Source organism: Massilia eurypsychrophila, from assembly GCF_002760655.1.
Lineage (GTDB): Bacteria > Pseudomonadota > Gammaproteobacteria > Burkholderiales > Burkholderiaceae_D > JAFCUW01.
The window spans coordinates 1-16875 of record NZ_PDOC01000032.1 but is presented as its reverse complement, the minus strand read 5'-3'; the positions used below and the strand labels follow the sequence as shown (position 1 = coordinate 16875).

Below are 16875 nucleotides of genomic sequence, written 5' to 3'. Positions count from 1 at the left end.
CGTCAGGCAAAGCGGACACGGTATTTGATGGCCCCGAGCACGCGCCAGAATACCGCCAGCGGCGGAATCAGCGCCGACGTGAACAGCATGTCGGCCACATGCGCCACGCTGGTCGTGCCGCCTTGCAGCCGCCGGATGCACAGCATGGCGGTGAGCACCAGCCAGGCGCCCCAACCGGTGACGGCGAGAATTTCGTGGCCGAGTACCAGGCCCAGCACACCGAGGGCCAGTGCCGCCACGATCGCGTAATCTTCCCAGCAGGGCAGGCGGCGGATTTTCTTGCGGTACAGCGCCGGATGCTTCTTGTAGAGCAGCGCATCGAAGCTGATCTTGTGCAGCTGAAACAAGCTCGCGCCCCACGCCGCCGGCCTGACCGGATGCACGACGACGGCCTGCGGCGCCGAGACGATGCTGGCGTTCATCTCCAGCAGGCGGAAGTGGAAGTCGTTGTCCTCGCGCCAGCCGTCGCGAAAGCGCTCGTCGAAGCCGTCCAGCGCTTCGAGCACACGGCGCCGGCAGAAGCAGTTGGCGGCGACGAATTCGACCGCGCCGTCGCCGTCGCTGGCGGCGGCGGCGGGCGGCGCGGGCGCCGGCGTTTCGATGCGGCCGCACAGCACGTCGGTGCCGGCGTCGAAGGCGGCCATGGCCTGCGTCAGCCAGCCGGTCGCCGGCACGGTGTCGTCATTGGTGAAGGCGATGATGGGCGCGCGGGCGCTGCGCCAGCCGACGTTGCGCGCCGCCGCCGACCCGTGCGCGCCGTCGTTGGCGACATACACCAGGCGCGGACCGCGCTCGAGCGTACGGGCACGCCAGCCGGCCACCAGCTGCAGCGTGTTGCGGCTGGGCTCGTCGTCGACGACGATGACTTCGTAGGCGCCGGCCGGATAGTCCTGGCGGGTCAGCGCGTCGAGGCTGCGGTCGAGCAGGTCAAGCCTGCCGCCGGTGGGGACAACCACCGAAACTTCGATACCGACTGCATCGGCGGCGTTTACTGGTGTCGACGGCATGGCTCCCCCACGAACACTACCTGTTTGTTCGAGTTGGATCATGCCGCCGGGGCGGCAGTTCTTACCGAGTCACGCGGGTTGAACCTGCGTCAATGGGACGCTTCGCGCTCGCCTGGACAAAGCGCGCCACCGCATCGACCGTCGGCGCGAGCGTGCGCAGCGGTGCGGCCATCGAGGCCACCAGCGTGGTGTGGCTGACGCCGTCGTAATAGACTTCCTCGACCGGCACGCCGGCCGCGCGCAGCCGGGTCGCCAGGCCACCAGTATTGCGCACCGGATTGACCAGCTTGTCGTTGCGCGCGGCAATCAGCAACGCCGGCAGCGCCGCGCCGCCAACATGGTTGACCGGTTGCGAATCGGCCGGCGTATTCGGATGATGGAACACCGGCCGCGCGGTCGGGTTGACGATCGGAATGAAATCGTAGGGGCCGGCCAGGCCGATCCAGCCGGTCAGCGCGCTCGGCGCCATGCCTTGCTTGCCGAGCCAGCGCGGATCGAGCGCGATCATCGACGCGTTGTAGGCGCCGGCGCTGTGGCCCATGACGAACAGGCGCGCCGGGTCGCCGCCGTAGGCCGCGATCTGCTTCGCGGTCCACGCCACCGCCTGCGCGGAGTCGTCGAGGAAGTCGGGATAGCGCACTTCGGGATACAGCCGGTAGTCGGGAATGACGACGACGATGCCGCGCGCGGCGAGTGCGCGGCCGACAAAGGCGTAGTCACGGCGCTGGCCGGTGCTCCAGTTGCCGCCGTAGAAGAACACCACCACCGGCGCGGCGGCGCCGCCCTTGGCCGGGCGGTAGATGTCGAGCTTGTTGCGGGTGCCCGGGCCGTAGGCGATGTCGACGTCGCTGTCGGAGCCGATCGCCGGCGACAGCGCGTTGAGCGCCGTCAGCGGCGAGCAGGCTACCAGAGAGCCCAGCGCGACGATGCCGGCGCCGACCGCGAGCCACTTCACAGCTGGCGCTCGTTGAAGGTGTCGCACTGTTCGAACTGGCCCGTCTCGATGCCCTTGTTGAACCAGCGCACACGCTGCGCCGACGTGCCGTGCGTGAACGAATCGGGCACGACTGTGCCTTGCGACTGGCGCTGCAGCGTATCGTCGCCGATTGCTGTGGCTGCCGTCAGCGCCGCTTCGACGTCGCCTTTTTCAAGGATGCTGCGCGAGCGGTTGGCGTGGAACGCCCAGACACCGGCAAAACAATCGGCTTGCAGTTCCAGGCGCACCGATGCCGCATTGGCCTGGCGCTCATTGCCGCTCTGGCGCACGGCAGCGACTTTCTGGTCGATGCCGAGCAGGTGCTGGACGTGGTGGCCCACTTCGTGCGCGATGACATACGCTTGCGCGAATTCGCCGGTGACCTTGAAACGCTCCTCCATCAGGCGGAAGAAGGCCAGGTCGATGTACACCTTCTGGTCGCCGGGGCAATAAAACGGCCCGGAAGCGCTCTGCCCGGTGCCGCAAGCTGTCTGCGTCGCGCCGGTAAACAGCACCAGCTTCGGCTTGACGTACTGGGCATTCTGGGCGCGGAACAGCTCGCTCCAGGTGTCTTCGGTGTCGGCCAGCACGGTCGAGACGAACCTGGCCTGGGTGTCGGACGCGGGCGGGCGCTGGGCCGACCCTTGCTCCTGCTGCACCGGCACGGCGCCGCCGCCGCCGCTGAGCATGTTGATGATCGTCATTGGGCTCACACCCAGGAAGTACGACCCGACGAGCGCAATGGCGATGGTGCCGATACCGATCGAGCGTCCACCGAAACCAAAGCCGCCGCCGCCGCCGCCGCCGTCACCGCGGCGGTCTTCGACGTTATCGCTCTCGCGATTGCCTTCCCATTTCATGTGCTTCTCCTGCTGAATTATTGATGAGGTGTGGTTTTGCCAAGAATATACGCGCTTGCTGGGAATGGCAGCGCTACGTTGGCTGCGTTTGGGAAATATCGGCGGGGCGCCCCGGCAGGTGAGGGCAGCCCCGCCTGCTGCTTAGTCCGGCGTGCCATCGGAGCGGCGGCCGACGTTGCTCTGCAGGTCTTGCCGGTCGGGGTTGGCCGGCGGCTGGTTGACGGTGTTCGACAAGCCGGTGTCGTCGTCCATTTTCTGGTCGGCGGCCAGGTGTTTGCCGGCAGGACTTTTCGGCAGGCCGCCGGCAACGTCGTTCGACGCGTGCACCTGCGTCGCGCCGTCCGGCGTGGACGTGGTGTCGTCTTTCGAAAAGGCACGCGACGACGACACGTTCAGCTCGTTGCTGCCATTGTCGGTCTGGTTGTTGTCCGTGCTGCGTTGATTCGACGTGGTCATGATGGTTTCCTTTGCGTGGAAGTGAAAATGCGGTGAACTGCGGCGCGGTGACGCCCGATATTAGATTGCCATCATGCAGGATTGTTACACGGTTCAGAATAGGAATACCGACCGAGCCGGTGTAGGACGCACACTGACGGGAGCCTGACCTTTGATTTATCGCATTTTCTGTCGCCTGTTGTCCTACAAAGTCGGCTGCTTTCGTCCTATACCCTCATCCATCCACGCTGCATAAGATGGTTTAACCTGCTCGCTCAACGGCCATGCCGGAGAACGGATCGGGCATCGACCTCCGCAATCGCGGCGGATTGAACAGATGAGGGAGGTTCACCATGGCTTCAAGTAATCAGGGTAACCAAGGCAACAAGCAGAGCGGCAACCAGGGCGCAAGCCAGGGGGGCGGTACCAAGAATCGCGGATTCGCATCCATGGATCCGGCCCGTCAGCGCGAAATAGCCAGCGAGGGCGGCAAGGCGGCACATCAGAAGGGCACGGCGCATGAGTTCACGTCCGAGGAAGCCCGCAAGGCCGGCAGCATGAGCCACGGCAACCGGCAATCGGCGGAGTCGAGCTCGCGCAGCAGCGAGCGCGCCAGCAGCAAGGCAGAGCAGGGCGGCAGCAAGCAATCCGAGCAAGGTGGCGGCAACCGCAGCGGCGGCGAAGGCGGCAGCGAAGGCGGCAAGTCCGGTCGTTCGAGCGGCAGCAAGAAGTAGCCTGGGCCCTTCGGTGCCGGCAGTGACGCTGGCATCGGGCGGCCAGGCTCGTGGTACGGCGGGGGGCGTCTGCTCCCCGCTTTTTATTTCCGCTTTCCCATTCCGGTTTCACCCATTCACCAGAATGGATGGGGTAGAATCGTCGCGCCTTTTCAATCTACCCTGGGGAATTTCGTGGTGAAACAAGCGGTTATCCGTCAAGTCAAGAGCATGTGCATGTCCTGCGATCAGGTGGGCAACCTGCTGCTGTTCAAATTTTCCTACCGCGAAGCGAAAGACTCGGGCGTCTTCGTGCCGGCCTCGATCGTGTTCTGGCTGCTCAAGCACCTGCCGGTCAACCAGGACCCGAACCTGCTGCAGCCGCCGGCGCCGCCGCCGATCTACCAGCAGGACTGGGACGATCAGGTGACCCCGCGCGCGCTCAGCGTGCAGTGCCGCCAGTTCAACGATTTCATCCGCATGACCATCGAGCTCGACCGCAAACCGAACCTGACGGTGCTGCTCGACCGTGGCAATGTCGAACTGATGCGCCAGATCATGGAACACTACCAGGGCGACCTGATCAATCTCGACGCCTGAGGCAGCGGCGGCGCTGTCGGCGGCGCCTGAAATACGGGTATCATGCTCATCTTCGTGAACCCGTTTTTCAAGGATCTTCCATGCCCATCAAAATCAGCCAGCTGTTCGACTCCGGCGCCATCGACGTGGTGGCCGCCGACAGTGCCGCCCGGATCGACCTGAACCTGCGCAGCGATTCGCACGCGGACATCCACCAGTGGTTCCACTTCCGCCTGCAGGGCGCGCGCGGGCAAGCGTGCACGATCCGCTTCCTGAACGCCGGCCAGGCCACCTATCCGAAGGGCTTCGAAGGCTACCAGGCCTGCGCCAGCTATGACGGCGAGACGTGGTTCCGCGTCGCCACCAGCTTCGACGGCCAGGTCATGACGATCAGCCACACGCCAGAACTCGACAGCGTCTACTACGCCTACTTCGAGCCGTACTCGTGGGAACGCCACCTGCGCCTGCTCGGCGAGGTGGCCGAGAACCCGCTGGCGCGCGTGATCGACATCGGCAGCACGGTCGACGGGCGCGACATGAACCTGGTGGTGGTCGGCAATCCGTCGGCGGCCAGGAAGATCTGGGTCATCGCGCGCCAGCATCCGGGCGAGACGATGGCCGAGTGGTTCGTCGAAGGCATGCTCGACGCCTTGCTCGACGACGCCAACCCGGTCGCCCGCAAGCTGCTGCAGCGCGCCGTGTTCTACATCGTGCCGAACATGAATCCGGACGGCGCCTACCGCGGCAACCTGCGCACCAACGCCGCCGGCGCCAACCTGAACCGCGAATGGATGACGCCCTCGCTCGAGCGCAGCCCTGAAGTGCTGTGCGTGAAGAACAAGATCCACGAAGTCGGCTGCGACATGTTCTTCGACATCCACGGCGACGAAGCGCTGCCATACAACTTCGTGGCCGGCAACGAGATGCTGGCCGACTTCACCCCCGAGCGCGCTGCCAGGCAGAAGGCGTTTGTCGACCAGTACATGGCGGCCAGCCCGGACTTCCAGAGCGTGTACGGCTACGCCGCCAGCAAGTACAACGAAGACATGCTGACGTTGGCGTCGAAGTACATCGGCCACACGTTCAAGTGCCTGTCGCTGACGCTCGAAATGCCGTTCAAGGACAACGCCGACCTGCCAGACACCTACACCGGCTGGAACGGCGCGCGCAGCAGCGTGCTCGGCGCTGCGATCCTGCAGCCGATCCTGCAGTCGCTGGACTGATCATGGGCGTCGAGATCGAGCGCAAGTTCCTGCTCGCCGGCGACGGCTGGCGCGCGCTAGGTGCGCCAGTGCTGCTGCGCCAGGGCTACCTGTCGTCCGATCCGGCGCGGGTGGTGCGGGTGCGCGTCGAAGGCGAGCGCGCCTGCATGACCATCAAGGGCAAGAGCGTCGGCGCCACCCGCGGCGAGTGGGAGTATCCGATTCCGCTGGCCGACGCCAACGAGTTGCTCGAACGCTTGTGCGAGCAGCCGCTCGTCGAAAAGTACCGCCGCCGCATCGACTTTGCCGGCAACACCTGGGAGGTCGACGAATTTCTCGGCGTAAACCAGGGTCTGGTGCTGGCCGAGATCGAGCTCGGCGCCGAAGACCAGCAGTTCGACAAGCCGGAGTGGATCGGCGCCGACGTCACCGACGACCGGCGCTATTACAACTCGAACCTGGTGCGTCATCCGTTTTCAAGCTGGTAGCCATCCCAAAGAAAGTTGCAGATGATGACATCGTCCCGGCGCGCCGCCTTGCGCCTGTGTGTTGCCGCCGTGCTGATGCCGATTACCGTGCACGCCGCCGAGCCGCAGTATTTTCCGCCGCCTGGCGACTGGGCCAGGAAGACGCCGGCCGAGATGGGCTTGAACCCGGCGCTGCTGGCGGCGGCGGTAAGTTACGCCAGGCACCACGAGACGACGCGCGCGCTCGACTTTTCCGACCAGGAGGCAACTTTCGGCACGCTGCTCGGTTCGATGCCGACGCGGCGTGCGCGCACCAATGGCCTGGTCATCTACAAAGGATTCGTGGTGGCCGAGTTCGGCGACACGGCGTCTGTCGACCCGACCTATTCGGTGGCCAAGAGCATGCTGTCGACGGTTGCCGCGGTGGCCCAGCGCGACGGCAAGATTGCCAGCCTGGACGAGCCGGTGGGCAAGCGCGTGCTGGACGGCGGCTACGACTCGCCACGCAACGCCGCGGTGACCTGGCGCCAGCACCTGCAGCAGGAATCCGAATGGGAAGGCGCCATCTGGGGCAAGCAGCACGACTTTGTCGGCGCCGCCGCTTACGGCCAGGGCGAGCGCAAGCCGCGCGCGCTGCAGCAGCCCGGCACGTTCTATGAATACAACGACGTGCGCATCAACCGCATGGCGCTGTCGCTGCTGCGCGTGCTGGACAAGAGCGTGCCGGAGGTGTTCCAGGATGAGGTGATGGGGCCGATCGGCGCGTCGACCTCGTGGAAGTGGGTGCCGTACCACAATAGCTACGTGGAACTGCGCGGCAAGCGCGCGCCCTCGGTCAGCGGCGGCACCCGCTGGGGCGGCGGCATGTGGATCAATTCGTGGGACATGGCGCGCTTCGGCTACCTGTGGCTGCGCGGCGGCGCCTGGGGCGGCCAGCAGATCGTGCCGGCGTCGTTCGTCAAGGCGGCGCTGGCGCCGAGCGAGCACGGGCCCGACTACGGCTACCTGTGGTGGCTCAACACCAAGGGCAAGAACTTCCCCGGCCTGCCGGCCAACGCCTACGGCGCGCTGGGCGCGGGCAGCAACACCATCACCGTGTCGCCGGACCACGACCTGCTGATCGTCTGGCGCTGGCACGCCGGCAACTCGGCCGAATTCGCCCGCCGCGTCATCGAAGCGATTCCCGCACGCTGATCCCGGCGACGGCTGGCAGGAACTATCGGCGGCGCTGCGGTCAAACTTCTCTTGCGGCGTAAGGGAAGGCCCGATGGCATACAAGTTGTTCGGCAATGCAATGACCCGATGGACGATGGCGTTCGCAATCGCTCTCGGGCTGTATCTGGCCGCCACGCTCGCCAGGATCGAAACCGTATATCACGTCAATACGGCCGATTATCTGGTCCACATGGAAACCCAGCAGGCGATCTTCCTGGCGATGTTCGGTCGCTTTACCCGTGCAGGCATCGAGTTTGCCCAGCCGACCCGGACGGTGAGGCTGGTCGAGGACAGCGTGGCGCAGGAGGCCAACGTCGGTCCGAGGTTTTCGGTACGTCGCTGACAGGACACCATTCGTTGGCTGCCGTTAGCGCAGGCGTTCCCAAAACGTCATGTTGACCGACTGTTCATCGAATAGGGCGATGTATTCCAGTGCTACCGCTTGCTCCAGCCATTTGGCGCAAACCTGTTGGGCGCGCGCCTGGGTGTCCGCGAAAGTGACATCGGCATAGACGCCATCTGCTCCTTTTAAAAGCAGGTGGCCGAATATCCCTGTCTCGGTCTGCAGAAATTCCCGATCCACCTTGTCGCAGGCTGCCAAAAGCGCGTCCTCGCCGATGCCTTCCCGTAAGCGGAAGGTAGCGAATTCAAGTCCGCCGAATCCCAGCGCCTGCTCTTTCATTGCATTGCTTACTAACATGTGTGGCTCCGTTTTGTTCGAAGCCTGGAGTGTAAGTTAGCCCTGCTGACAACGTGGTGTCAGTAGGGCCGGAACGCGTGTCCACGTGTCGGCCTGCTGTTGCATGTAGTGCGCCAGGTTGATATCGGTGGTCGGCGCGAAGGTGCCATCGAGGACGCAGATGTTGGCAATGCGGTCGACCCGGAATTCCCTGAACGCCTGACGCAGCAGGCACCAGGTCCCGACAGTCCACTTGCCGCCCCAGTAAAACAGGCCAAGCGGCCAGGCGGTGCGTTCCGACGCCGTGCCGTCCTGGCTGATGTAGCGAAAATGCACGACGCGCTGCGCTGCCACCGCGCCTTGCAGCGCATCCCACAGCGCTGAGGACGTGTGCCGCTCGCCGACGCTCAGCGCATGTGCCGATTGTCTAAGCCGGGCGCCCTGCAAGTCGGGCAGCACGGTATCAATCTTGGCGAGCAGCGAGCGGGCTGCGGCCGGTAGCCGAACGCCGGTCGATATCGACACCATCTGCACTCCCAGCAGCAGGGCCTCGAGCTCTTCTCCGGTCAGGGTTAATGGCGGAAGCTCGAAGTGCTTGTGCAGGTGATAGCCGACCCCTGGCTCGCCATAGATGGGAATGCCACTGACCGACAGGTCGACGATGTAGCGGTACACCGTGCGCACCGATACCCCAAGCTCGCCGGCGAGCGATTGCGCGGTGACCGGCTGCCTGGCGCGCATCAGGTTTACGAGCTGAAATAACTTTTCCGCTTTGCGCATGCATATCCTTGATGAGCTTCTTTGGCCGATGGACTGTATTGTAGCTGCAGAGCTTGTGGAAAAGGCAGGCGGCCCGTGGCGCTGTTCAGCGAACGGTCTTGAGGCTGGGGGGAACAACAAAGCGTTGGGTCTACTGAATGCAAAGCAAAAAAAGCCGGTCGCCCGGGCTTCGTTTTAGTGGAAGTGCTCGCCGCCGGTTGGCCTGTCTTCGGGCATCGCGGCATGCACCAGCTCGCCCACGGGATCGGCGAACAGCGGTGCGCCGCAGTCGTCGCAGTACTCGGCGACGAAATGCTCGCTGTGCTTCCTGATGTGGGTGATGCCGGCCTCGTTCAGGTGCGCGGATTTCATCCAGCGGCGCCTTCTGCTCTTCGATGCCGGCGATGCCAGCGCTGTGGTGGCGACTGGATTGACCTGACCACGCTGCCTCAGCACGAGGTTAATCTCAAGAAGCTCAACACGTACTTTGAGCCCGGGCGTACCGAGGTGATCTTCGACGCGTGTCAGACCGGGATCAATAGTCGCCTGTTTTCAAAGTTATCGGCCATCTGGAATGGCGTCAAGGTGTGTGGGTTCTTCGACGACCAGGTACCGAATCTACTCGGGCCAAGTGACGAGGGCGTCAAGTTCTCGTGCACGCGGAGGATGTGCGAGGCAACCGAATCTGACAGTTCGGTGAAATCGCATATCCGGCTGCCGACGTAGGATCCTTGTTCCCGCCCGAATCGTCGAGCCTGTATACGGCGACCTTGCCGGCACGATCTACCGCGACAAATTGACCAGCGTGACGCGCCGATTCTCCGCGGCAATCGGATTCGCCTTGTTCATCAGGTCCTGGTCGCCTTTGCCGACCGGGTCTAATCTTGCGGCATCGATATGCTTGCTGTTAACCAGGTAGTCGCGCACCGAGATGGCACGCGCCTGTGACAGCTGCAGGTTGACGGCAGCGCCGCCGCGTGGATCGGCATGGCCCTCGATGCCGAAGCGGAAGCTGGCGAGTTTGTCGGATGCCAAGGCGTTGCCGACCACATCGAGCGCGCGCCTGGCCGGCGCGGTTAGCACTGCCGAGTTCGTCTCGAAGGTGATCAGCAGCGGCGCGCTGCGCGGTTTTACAGCGGCGGCGGCCGGAGCGCTGCCGCCGGCCGGAGCGCTGCCGCCGGCCGGTTCGTCGTCGCGCATGACGCGGATGCTGCGCGTACGCAATGGCGCGGCCGGCGCCAGCGCGTCGATCAGCGCGCTTTCGGTAATCTGCTTCTCCTTCAGCGGCGCCTGCCGGGCCAGTGATGGCAGCGCCGCAAGCATCAGGCACGCTGCGAACCAGGTACGAGCATTCACTCGAGCCTCCTACAGTGCGACGGTAAGCGACAGGGTGACGCCGTCCTTGACGTCGCGGTAGTCGCGCTGGTCGAGGAAGCCCGGGCCGACACCGTCAGTCTTGACCGTCTGCGAGCGGTAGCCGAGGCCGACGTTGGCGCCCTTGACGAAGGCGTCGGTGATCACCAGCGAATAGGTCAGGCCGATCTCGCTGATCAGGTATCGGCCATTCGACGTAATGGCTGCATTCTGGCCGGGCAAGAGTGTCTCCAGGCGCGCCGGCCCGTATCCCGCCAGGCCATAAAAGCCGAGGCCGCCACGAACGGGGAAGTTGGCCGTGACGCCAAATACCAGTCCCTTCACCTTCGCCTCGAATGAGCGCGTGGTGGCGGTGCCGGTGATGCCGAGGCTCGTGTCGCGCTCTTCGGACGCATGCTTGTAGCCGACAGTGAGGGCGATGTTCGGCGTCAGCGAGTAGCCCGCGGTCAGGTCACTTTCCTTGCGCGACAAGTGGTCGCTGCGCGAAGTCAAGATGTTTTGCCCGGTCGGTGACAGCACCGAGCTGTGCGCGGAACGGAAATCGCTTTCATAGCGCGCATGGCTTGCCGACAGCAGGAAGTTGCCAGAGCGTATGCCCACCACCGGCAGGGTAGTGGTCTTGCGCGCGCCTTCGATCGCGTCGACCGAATCGGCAACGCTGGGTACGCCAAGCGGGGAAATGCCGGCGTAGTAGCCCGGCAGGTAAGAGAACCAGGAAGAATTCCACACTTTCACGCCGACCTGGATTTGCGGCCGTCCCGCGCCGTCGTCCGCGGCAGCCGGTGACGGTGCCAACCAAGCCCACAATGAAATCAAGGCAACGCTTTTCTTAATTATTTTCACTGGATACTCCCCTCTAGGACCGCCATTAAAATACCGGCAAGATGTTCAGCTGCTTCTTTTTGTCTTCTGCTGGTACCTCTAGTTTGCGCATGCGTATTTCCTTGTTGCGATCGTCGATGCCGGCTTGCTGAACGGCCAGCGTGTCGAGGATCTTGCTGAGTTCAAGCTGCTTTTGCAGCAGCGCCGCTTTCATGCTTTCCATCTCGGCCAGCTTGGCCGTCGACGCGCTGAGTTCGGCATTGACCGAGGCCACCGCGTTTTTCTGCTGTACCGAGTCGCGGCCCTTGCCGCTCTGGGCTTGCTCGACGCTGCTCCTGAGCTTGTCCAGCTCGGCCTGCTTCTTCAGCAGCGCGGCCGTCTGCTCGGCCAACTCGTCGTGCTTGGCGCGGGTCTGCGCGATCGCCGCCTGCAGCTTGTCCAGTTGCGCCGCCTTGGCATTGAGTTCGGCGTCGTTGGCCAGCCGATTGTCGGAACAGCCGGCCAGGCAGAACTTGCCGGCATACGACGTGGTCACTTGCGGATCCTGGCGATGGCCGAGCGATCTGGCCTCGACGCTGGTGCCGCCGCTGGCCGCCTTGAACATGTCCTCGATCGGCTGGCGTGGCGTTGGCAGAAATTTCAGCAGATTTTTCGTGAAGGTGCCGTTGCGACCGGTGCCGTCGAGCGAGAGCTGGCCCAACCCGGTCGACATCGCGATGATGCTGTTGCTTGGCGCGTACAGCTGCGAGGCCAGCCCTAGCGCGGGCGCGTAGCCGCGGATCGGGTTGATGAACGGATTGTTGCGGCAGGCGTCGAGCACGAAGATATTCAGGGCCGCGCGGCGCCCGTCGAGCTCGTTCATCAGGTAGTTGATCTGCACGCTCTCGTCTTCGATGTCGCTTTTGGTACGCATCGCAGCGGCGGTCGGCACCAGATAATTCAGGCCGTCGATCTGCACACCGTGGCCGGCGTAGTAGAACAGGGCGATCGTCTGGTCGTTAATCCGGCCGCTGAACTCGAAGATGGCATCTTTGAATTCGCGCTTGGTGGCGAGATTCGTTTTGCACAGCACCTCAAAGTCGAGCTTGCGCAGCGCTGCGCAGACATCGTTGGCATCGTTGACGGTATTGTCCAGTGGCAGGGCGTTGACATAGGTGGCGTTGCCGACGACCAGGGCCAGTTTCTTTTCGGCCGCGCCGCTGCCAACTGCCGACAGCATCATCAGCATAGCCAGAATAACGCGCCCGATCAATTTCATGGTTACACATCCAATGGCGACCTACCAACAGTTGAAATTATCACAAAACTCAAGCGTATCTACCTAGCTGAATGAAGCGTACCTAATTCGCAACCTCTTCAACAGAAAACATGCTCGCGCCGTATGCCGGCGAACAACCGGGCTTGCCGGCGCAGTCGGGCGTGCCGGCGAACAGCGGGGTCGCGCCGGTGTAACTGCTGTGCATCTGCCGGGCGCGCGCGATCGGAAACTCGGAGAAAAGCTCGCCGGCAACCAGGCCGGCGCCGTCAAAGCTGCGCGGTACATCCGACACGATGGCGACGAAATGATCGGTGCCCGGCGGGCCATCCACCCCCATGTGCCAGCCGCGGCGCGGCAGCGTCACAGTCTGTCCAGCCTTGATGAAGTTGTCCTTGTCCACGGCATTCGGAAACAGCAGCCAGAAATGGCTGCGTTCGCTGCCGACCATCTGCACGTAGAGATAGCCGTCGTGCGACGCGCGCACCGAAAAGTTCAGGCGGTCGCGGCCGATCTGAACGCGCGGCTGCGCCGCTTTGACGTCGACGCTGCGCTCGGTGCTGGCGCCGGCCACCACATGCTGCAACGCCGCGGCCGGGACAAACGGTGCGGCGGCAACGGGCGTTGCCGCCGGCGGCGCCTTGCCGCGCAGCGTCGCATAGCCGCTTGCGGCCGCGACCACCGCCGCGATCACCGTCGCGGCGCACGCGCAGGCGGCCAGGTAGTGCCAGCGCGGGCGCACGACGGGCCGCGCGACGCGGCGGCGATCGGCCAGCCGCAGCAGCGCGCGCATCTCGGCGGCGCTTTGCGGCCGGTGCTCGGGGCGGACCGACAGCGCGCGGTCGATGGCAGCCAGGAAGCCTGCACTGAGGCGGCCGGCGAAGCGCTCGGCCAGCGGCACATAGGGATCGGTCATCACACGCGCCACGGCCGGCGGCGGCGCGCAACCGGCGATGGCGAAGTGGACCACTGCAGCGAGTGCGAACAAGTCGGTCCAGGCGCCTTGCTGCATGGCCGGCGTGACGGCGTATTGTTCGATCGGCGCGTAGTTCTGCTTGTAGATGACGGTGAATTCCTGCGTCATGCCGCCGATGGCGCGGCGGGCGGCACCGAAGTCGAGTAGCAGCGGGCGGCCGTCTTCGAGCATCAGGATATTGTCGGGCGATATGTCGCGGTGGAAGCACTGCTGTTCGTGCAGCAAGGCCAGCGTGTCCAGCAGCGGCGCCAGCAGCCGCTTCAGCCACGCCTCGTCGGGCGGCTCGGGACGCATCATCAGGGCCTCCTTCAAGGTCGGCCCTTGATAGTAGGGCATCACCATATAGGCGGTGCCGTTGGCTTCCCAGAAACGGTACACCTTGATCAGCGACGGATCGTCGAAATGGGCGAGCAGGCGTGCTTCATTGACGAAGCTGCGCAGGCCGGCCTGGAAGGTCTCGTCGTGTTCGGCGTTGACGCGCACGCGTGCCTGCTGCGTGCGCGCGGCGAACGCCGAGGGCATGTATTCTTTGAGGGCGACGTGGCGGTCAAGGGAACTGTCATAGGCGAGGTAGACGATGCCGAAGCCGCCCTTGCCGAGTAGGCCTGTGATCTCGAATTCGCCCAGCCGGGTGCCGTTCGGCAACGCGTTGTCGTCGCCAGTGCGCGGCGCTTCCGGCGCGTTCGGGCCGGTCGCGAGCACAGTGCATTCGTCGTCGTGCGGTTGGTTCACTTTGTTTCGCGATCAAAAAAGTGATACCAACGGTACCACAGCTTGTTTGCCAAATCGATACAATTATATTAATGGCTGGCGGCCATCGCGTGCGCGCCGTCAATCGAACAGGGAGGATGCCATGGCACTTGCAATTACCTCGACCAAATTCGACGCCGGCGGGCCGATCCCCCCGATCTATACCTGCGACGGCAACGACGTGTCGCCGCCGCTGGCCTGGAGCGGCGTGCCGGCCGGCAGCAAAGGTTTGGCACTGATCGTCGACGACCCCGACGCGCCGGATCCGGCCGCGCCACGGCGCACCTGGGCTCACTGGGTGCTGTACAACATTCCGCCCGACGCTGCTGGACTGGAGCAGGGGGCGCGGCAGCTGCCGGCCGGCACGCAGGAAGGCACGAATGACTGGAAGCGCACCGGTTATGGCGGACCGTGTCCGCCGATCGGCCGGCACCGTTACTTCTTCAAGCTGTATGCGCTCGATGCGATGTTGCCGGACCTGAAGGAGGCAACGAAGCAGCAGCTGGAGGGCGCGATGGCCGGCCACGTGCTGGAGCAGGCCGAGCTGATGGGCACCTACCACCGCAGCTGAGGCGAAAATAGTGACGAAAAAAAGCCCGGTTTCCCGGGCTTCGTTTCAGTGGAAGTGCTCGCCGCCGGTCGGCGTGTCTTCCGGCATCTCGGCATGTACCAGCTCGCCCGCCGGATCGGCGAACAGCGGCGCGCCGCAGTCGTCGCAGTACTCGGCGACGAAATGCTCGCTGTGCTTCTTGATGTGGGTGATGCCGGCCTCGTTCAGGTGCGCCAGGATTTCTTCCAGCGGCGCCCTGGGCGCGTCGATGCCAGCAAGACTTGCGTTGATCATGCCTTCCACCGGCGTGCCGTCCTCGTCTTCCTGGCCGTACAGCGGCCAGACGATGCCGTAGATGACGTCGGCCGTCTGGCGCAACGTGAAGGCGACGCGGTACTCGTCGATCTGGCCGTCGGCCGCTTCCTCGCCGAAACCGGCCACGACCGCGCGCAGGTCGGACGGTTCCACCGCCAACGTGTTGGTCAGGTAATGAACGGCGGCGCGGATCGACACTGGCCGGATCAGCTTGTCGGCTTCGCGGCAGGCGACGTAGTACGCCTCCGGCAGCAGCAGCTCGATGCCGCAGCCCGGCAGCAGGCGCGCGATGTTCGGCATCGCCTGCTCGCGCCATTGCTCGAGCGCGTTGGAACGCTCGACGGCGAAATTGAGCTGGTGCTGCGGCTCCTGCCAGCGAAACAGTGGCGCGCCCAGCGGCGCGACCACGGCGATCAGCAGGTAGCGCGTGTCGGCCAGGAACGGCGCCGTTTCCGGCGGCCGCGCGGCCGGCTTGATGGCGTTGCCCTTGAAGGCGGCCTGCGCCAGCTTGTGCGTGACGGCATACGTTTCGGCGTGGGTGCGCGGCAGCTGGTCGATGGCAAACAGTGTCGGCGCCATCGCCATGCGCGTGCCTTCGGCCAGCAAATGGGCCGAGAAATGCGCCGACAGCGTTGTTGCCAGCTCGGCCGGAATCGGGCCGGAGCCGATCGCAAAGCGGGTCCAGGCAAGGATCGGCGCGGCCACCAGCAGTGCTTGCCAGCTGGTCTCGACGCCGTCGTGCAGATCGACCATGACGGACGATTCGCTGACCGCCTCGACCGCTTCCATCAGCACGTCGTAGCCGTTCAGGTCGTCCTTGAAGAGGGCGTTGAGCACGGTATCGACGGTATCCTGATGACCGGTCTTGAGCAGCTTTTGCAGCTGCGTATCGAGTTGATGCTCCCAGGACCGCTCTTCGACGCGGCTGGCAGCTTGCGCGATGGCCATGGAGAGACTGACGAGCCGTTGGCTGTCAATGGACAGTTTGTGGGATGGGTCTTTGGGTGGACGACGCATAGCGCTGATAGGATTCTTTATAAGTGGCATGAGCTGGCGGGCGCCGGGAACGAAACCCGCCCTCATCACCCGTATTGTAGTTGATTCGGCCCTACACCATGAACACGGCGCAAGCCGGGGCAAAAAAAACGCCGGACTATTGACCTCTACCATAAAGGTACATAGTTCAACAATTTAGACAGCAAAAGCTACTCAGGAGTAGGGCAATCGATGGCCGATTAAACTATGTATAAATACATCGTAATTTCGACATTTTTCACCGCTCGATGCTGTCGAATTGCCGGGGACCGCCTTCAGAGAGGTAGTGCGTATGCTGTCATGTACAAGGTAGCTGTCCCTATCGCAAGTAGACCAGATGCCCAAGCCCACTTGCGAACGGTCCAGCGTTGCCAAGCGACCAAATTGAGGAAGGCAAACAGAGTTGAAGGGACGAAAAGCATGGCAAGTAGCAGCGGGTATGTCCACCATTCTTTGCCGCAGTGCTCGAGGTCATAACAGCCCTGCGCTAGCGTGCGACTGGCGGCAAACTCAACATGACTGAACGTGTAAAAACATATCCAGGTCAGTATCAACCCAAACAAACCGCCGGTAATAGCGGCTGCAGCCCGCTTCACTGGATCTCCCAAAGCAAAATTTCAGTGGCTTCGTCGAGGTTTGAATACCAGTTGCCTTGCCCACCGCGTAAGCGATCGATAGGGTTTGGGATCTGACCGATCCCAAGCCGGAAGCGCATGAACGACTAGCCCCCTGTGTCAGACTAGTTGTCGCCTCCAGATTTTATCCAAATAGAGGCAGACATGAGAACAAGGCATTCCCCAGCATTTGTCGAACAAGCACTGGTCAAGGTATTCTCCCGTGGCGGCAGGAGCGTGCAGGCAGTCGCGGACGATATCAACGTCAATTACCACACACTTAAAAATTGGA

The 16875-nt window shown here is 63.7% G+C and carries 19 protein-coding genes and 1 pseudogene; 8 read left to right on the top strand and 12 right to left on the bottom strand.

Annotated elements, in window-relative coordinates:
- Positions 1-2: 2 nt before the first annotated feature.
- From CR105_RS25480 to CR105_RS25465, 4 genes are all read right to left on the bottom strand, one after another.
- The gene (locus CR105_RS25480) at positions 3-1007 is read right to left on the bottom strand and encodes a glycosyltransferase family 2 protein (protein ID WP_099793492.1); all 1005 of its coding nucleotides are present in this window, start codon (positions 1005-1007) and stop codon (positions 3-5) included.
- 61 nt (positions 1008-1068) lie between these two features.
- Complete coding sequence (locus tag CR105_RS25475; RefSeq protein ID WP_099793490.1) at positions 1069-1962, bottom strand: alpha/beta hydrolase; 894 nt, start codon at positions 1960-1962, stop codon at positions 1069-1071.
- The gene (gene ypfJ, locus CR105_RS25470; protein ID WP_099793488.1) at positions 1959-2843 is read right to left on the bottom strand and encodes a KPN_02809 family neutral zinc metallopeptidase; all 885 of its coding nucleotides are present in this window, start codon (positions 2841-2843) and stop codon (positions 1959-1961) included. The genes CR105_RS25475 and ypfJ overlap by 4 nt, the downstream gene beginning before the upstream one ends.
- Positions 2844-2984: 141 nt before the next feature.
- Positions 2985-3299, bottom strand: a complete 315-nt coding sequence (locus CR105_RS25465) for a hypothetical protein (protein ID WP_099793486.1) — start codon at positions 3297-3299, stop codon at positions 2985-2987.
- A 428-nt stretch (positions 3300-3727) separates the two neighbouring features.
- Here CR105_RS25465 and CR105_RS25460 point away from each other — a divergent pair, with 428 nt between their 5' ends.
- The 6 genes from CR105_RS25460 (at position 3728) to CR105_RS25435 (ending at position 7797) form a co-directional block, all read left to right on the top strand.
- Positions 3728-4012: a KGG domain-containing protein gene (locus CR105_RS25460; RefSeq protein WP_370660707.1), complete on the top strand. Its 285-nt coding sequence runs from the start codon at positions 3728-3730 to the stop codon at positions 4010-4012.
- 216 nt (positions 4013-4228) lie between these two features.
- Positions 4229-4591 (top strand): hypothetical protein, encoded by a 363-nt coding sequence (locus CR105_RS25455; protein ID WP_099793526.1) that lies wholly within the window; start codon positions 4229-4231, stop codon positions 4589-4591.
- 80 nt (positions 4592-4671) lie between these two features.
- Positions 4672-5793 (top strand): M14 family metallopeptidase, encoded by a 1122-nt coding sequence (locus CR105_RS25450; RefSeq protein ID WP_099793483.1) that lies wholly within the window; start codon positions 4672-4674, stop codon positions 5791-5793.
- 2 nt (positions 5794-5795) lie between these two features.
- Positions 5796-6260, top strand: coding sequence for a CYTH domain-containing protein (locus CR105_RS25445; RefSeq protein ID WP_099793481.1), 465 nt, complete (start codon positions 5796-5798; stop codon positions 6258-6260).
- A 21-nt stretch (positions 6261-6281) separates the two neighbouring features.
- Positions 6282-7433, top strand: a complete 1152-nt coding sequence (locus tag CR105_RS25440) for a serine hydrolase domain-containing protein (RefSeq protein ID WP_099793524.1) — start codon at positions 6282-6284, stop codon at positions 7431-7433.
- Between the two features lie 73 nt (positions 7434-7506).
- Complete coding sequence (locus tag CR105_RS25435) at positions 7507-7797, top strand: hypothetical protein (protein ID WP_099793478.1); 291 nt, start codon at positions 7507-7509, stop codon at positions 7795-7797.
- Positions 7798-7821: 24 nt separating this feature from the next.
- Here the strand turns inward: CR105_RS25435 and CR105_RS25430 are convergent, their stop codons facing one another.
- The 7 genes and pseudogenes from CR105_RS25430 to CR105_RS25395 form a co-directional block, all read right to left on the bottom strand.
- The gene (locus tag CR105_RS25430; protein WP_099793476.1) at positions 7822-8154 is read right to left on the bottom strand and encodes a hypothetical protein; all 333 of its coding nucleotides are present in this window, start codon (positions 8152-8154) and stop codon (positions 7822-7824) included.
- Between the two features lie 36 nt (positions 8155-8190).
- On the bottom strand, positions 8191-8913 hold the full coding sequence (locus tag CR105_RS25425) for a helix-turn-helix transcriptional regulator (RefSeq protein ID WP_218968755.1): 723 nt from the start codon (positions 8911-8913) through the stop codon (positions 8191-8193).
- 174 nt (positions 8914-9087) lie between these two features.
- Positions 9088-9249, bottom strand: a pseudogene (locus CR105_RS25420) (DUF2863 family protein); the annotation flags it as partial.
- Positions 9250-9675: 426 nt separating this feature from the next.
- Positions 9676-10248, bottom strand: coding sequence for an OmpA family protein (locus tag CR105_RS25410; RefSeq protein ID WP_131021848.1), 573 nt, complete (start codon positions 10246-10248; stop codon positions 9676-9678).
- Between the two features lie 9 nt (positions 10249-10257).
- On the bottom strand, positions 10258-10995 hold the full coding sequence (locus tag CR105_RS25405; RefSeq protein WP_131021847.1) for a hypothetical protein: 738 nt from the start codon (positions 10993-10995) through the stop codon (positions 10258-10260).
- A 139-nt stretch (positions 10996-11134) separates the two neighbouring features.
- On the bottom strand, positions 11135-12346 hold the full coding sequence (locus CR105_RS25400; RefSeq protein WP_099793468.1) for a caspase family protein: 1212 nt from the start codon (positions 12344-12346) through the stop codon (positions 11135-11137).
- Positions 12347-12428: 82 nt separating this feature from the next.
- On the bottom strand, positions 12429-14051 hold the full coding sequence (locus CR105_RS25395; protein WP_099793466.1) for a serine/threonine-protein kinase: 1623 nt from the start codon (positions 14049-14051) through the stop codon (positions 12429-12431).
- Positions 14052-14172: 121 nt separating this feature from the next.
- Between CR105_RS25395 and CR105_RS25390 the strand changes: the two genes are divergently transcribed.
- Positions 14173-14640 (top strand): YbhB/YbcL family Raf kinase inhibitor-like protein, encoded by a 468-nt coding sequence (locus tag CR105_RS25390; RefSeq protein ID WP_099793464.1) that lies wholly within the window; start codon positions 14173-14175, stop codon positions 14638-14640.
- Between the two features lie 45 nt (positions 14641-14685).
- On the opposite strand, the gene CR105_RS25385 is transcribed toward CR105_RS25390, so the two are convergent.
- Positions 14686-15951 (bottom strand): DUF2863 family protein, encoded by a 1266-nt coding sequence (locus tag CR105_RS25385; protein ID WP_099793462.1) that lies wholly within the window; start codon positions 15949-15951, stop codon positions 14686-14688.
- A 797-nt stretch (positions 15952-16748) separates the two neighbouring features.
- Between CR105_RS25385 and CR105_RS29530 the strand changes: the two genes are divergently transcribed.
- The coding region (locus tag CR105_RS29530; RefSeq protein ID WP_370660705.1) for a transposase at positions 16749-16875 on the top strand (127 nt) is incomplete at its 3' end.

Excerpts from the sequence above, each read along its gene's own strand:
- CR105_RS25385 (WP_099793462.1), bottom strand. The coding sequence starts at position 15,951 with ATGCGTCGTCCACCCAAAGACCCATCCCACAAACTGTCCATTGACAGC.
- ypfJ (WP_099793488.1), bottom strand. The coding sequence starts at position 2,843 with ATGAAATGGGAAGGCAATCGCGAGAGCGATAACGTCGAAGACCGCCGC.
- CR105_RS25440 (WP_099793524.1), top strand. The coding sequence starts at position 6,282 with ATGATGACATCGTCCCGGCGCGCCGCCTTGCGCCTGTGTGTTGCCGCC.
- CR105_RS25480 (WP_099793492.1), bottom strand. The coding sequence starts at position 1,007 with ATGCCGTCGACACCAGTAAACGCCGCCGATGCAGTCGGTATCGAAGTT.
- CR105_RS25390 (WP_099793464.1), top strand. The coding sequence starts at position 14,173 with ATGGCACTTGCAATTACCTCGACCAAATTCGACGCCGGCGGGCCGATC.
- CR105_RS25460 (WP_370660707.1), top strand. The coding sequence starts at position 3,728 with ATGGATCCGGCCCGTCAGCGCGAAATAGCCAGCGAGGGCGGCAAGGCG.
- CR105_RS25425 (WP_218968755.1), bottom strand. The coding sequence starts at position 8,913 with ATGCGCAAAGCGGAAAAGTTATTTCAGCTCGTAAACCTGATGCGCGCC.
- CR105_RS25465 (WP_099793486.1), bottom strand. The coding sequence starts at position 3,299 with ATGACCACGTCGAATCAACGCAGCACGGACAACAACCAGACCGACAAT.
- CR105_RS25445 (WP_099793481.1), top strand. The coding sequence starts at position 5,796 with ATGGGCGTCGAGATCGAGCGCAAGTTCCTGCTCGCCGGCGACGGCTGG.
- CR105_RS25450 (WP_099793483.1), top strand. The coding sequence starts at position 4,672 with ATGCCCATCAAAATCAGCCAGCTGTTCGACTCCGGCGCCATCGACGTG.
- CR105_RS25400 (WP_099793468.1), bottom strand. The coding sequence starts at position 12,346 with ATGAAATTGATCGGGCGCGTTATTCTGGCTATGCTGATGATGCTGTCG.
- CR105_RS25435 (WP_099793478.1), top strand. The coding sequence starts at position 7,507 with ATGGCATACAAGTTGTTCGGCAATGCAATGACCCGATGGACGATGGCG.
- CR105_RS25430 (WP_099793476.1), bottom strand. The coding sequence starts at position 8,154 with ATGTTAGTAAGCAATGCAATGAAAGAGCAGGCGCTGGGATTCGGCGGA.
- CR105_RS25455 (WP_099793526.1), top strand. The coding sequence starts at position 4,229 with ATGTCCTGCGATCAGGTGGGCAACCTGCTGCTGTTCAAATTTTCCTAC.